The sequence below is a fragment of the Clostridium sp. AM27-31LB genome, assembly GCF_003480745.1.
Taxonomy (GTDB): domain Bacteria; phylum Bacillota; class Clostridia; order Lachnospirales; family Lachnospiraceae; genus Butyribacter; species Butyribacter intestini.
Map to the genome: position 1 here is coordinate 1 of NZ_QUJS01000024.1, position 1,626 is coordinate 1,626.

The 1,626-nt window shown below is 33.5% G+C and carries 1 protein-coding gene; it reads left to right on the forward strand.

Annotation, left to right across the window (positions count from 1 at the left end; translation table 11 throughout):
- Window positions 1–130: 130 nt before the first annotated feature.
- Window positions 131–1,626, forward strand: a 1,496-nt coding sequence (locus tag DW721_RS15820; protein WP_118746309.1) for an AAA family ATPase, incomplete at its 3' end; no start/stop codon positions are given.

Consider the following 1,626-nt stretch of genomic DNA (forward strand, 5'->3'; position numbering starts at 1 on the left):
ATTTTGAGAATATCAAGATGGCTTATTCTTTACAGAAATATGTCCAAATGTTAGAATGTAGCTAAATAATACAATACAAAATAACCGGAGTTTACAACGAGAGCACATATAATATAACAGGAGGATGGATATGGCAAGAACGGTAAGTATAGGAACTCAGGACTTTGAGAAAATGATACAGAGAAACTGTTTTTATGTAGACAAAACAGGTTTTATAAAAGAATGGTGGGAGAGTGAAGATGAGGTTACACTTATAACAAGACCACGCCGTTTTGGAAAAACACTAAACATGAGTATGCTGAATTGCTTTTTTTCAAATAAGTATGCGGACAGAGGAGATTTATTTGAGAAACTTGAGATATGGAAAGATGAGAAATATCGTGAGATACAGGGAACATATCCAGTGATATTTCTGAGCTTTGCAAATATAAAACAGAATAGCTACAAAGGAACAATTATAAAGATAAAAAAAATAATATGTGATGAATTTCAAAAATATGTTTTTTTAAAAGATTGGGACGGATTGACAGAAGTTGAGAAAAAACACATTAGAGAACTTGACTATGATATGAGTGACGAGTCAGCACAGGAAGCTATTAATGATTTATCCAATTATCTCAGCCGATATTATGGAAAAAAAGTAATCATTCTTCTTGATGAATACGATACACCTATGCAGGAGGCATATGTAAATGGATACTGGGAAGAACTTGTTGCATTTACAAGAAGTCTTTTTAATTCAACATTTAAGACAAATCCGTATTTAGAGCGAGCGATAATGACCGGTATAACGAGGGTATCTAAAGAGAGCATTTTTTCAGATTTAAATAATCTTAAAGTAATTACTGTTACCAGCGGGGAATATTCAAAATGTTTTGGATTTACGGAAAAGGAAGTGTTTGATGCACTTGATGAGCAGGGACTTTCAGATGAAAAAGAGAAAGTAAAGTTATGGTATGATGGATTTACATTTGGAAAAAGTAAAGATATTTATAATCCGTGGTCAATAATTAACTTTCTTGATGAGAAAAATTATAAAACATACTGGGCGGACTCAAGTTCAAACGGTTTGATAAACAGCTTAGTGAAAACAGGTAGTTCATATATAAAAATGATGATGGAAACGCTTCTAAAAGGAGAAACAATAGATGTACCGATAGATGAGCAGATAGTATTTTCGCAACTTGATTATTCGGAAGATGCAGTGTGGAGTCTTATGCTTGCGAGCGGTTATCTTAAGGTTATATCATCAGATAAACTTACAGGTGACCGTACAAAATCGGTAATGTATAAACTCGCACTCACAAATTTTGAGATAAAGCTAATGTTTGAGGATATGATACTTCGCTGGTTCAGTCCTGCAAAAAATGAGACAAATGAATTCATAAAGGCACTTATAACCGGAGATATAGAAAGTATGAATGAGTATATGAATGATGTAGCATTACGAACATTCAGTTCATTTGATACAGGAAAACATACATCTGAGAAAAAAGCACCTGAGAATTTTTTCCATGGTTTTGTTTTAGGGCTTATGGTAGACCAGTCAGAAAACTATATCATAACCTCAAACCGTGAGAGCGGTTTCGGACGCTATGATATAATGCTTGAACCAAAAGACAAACA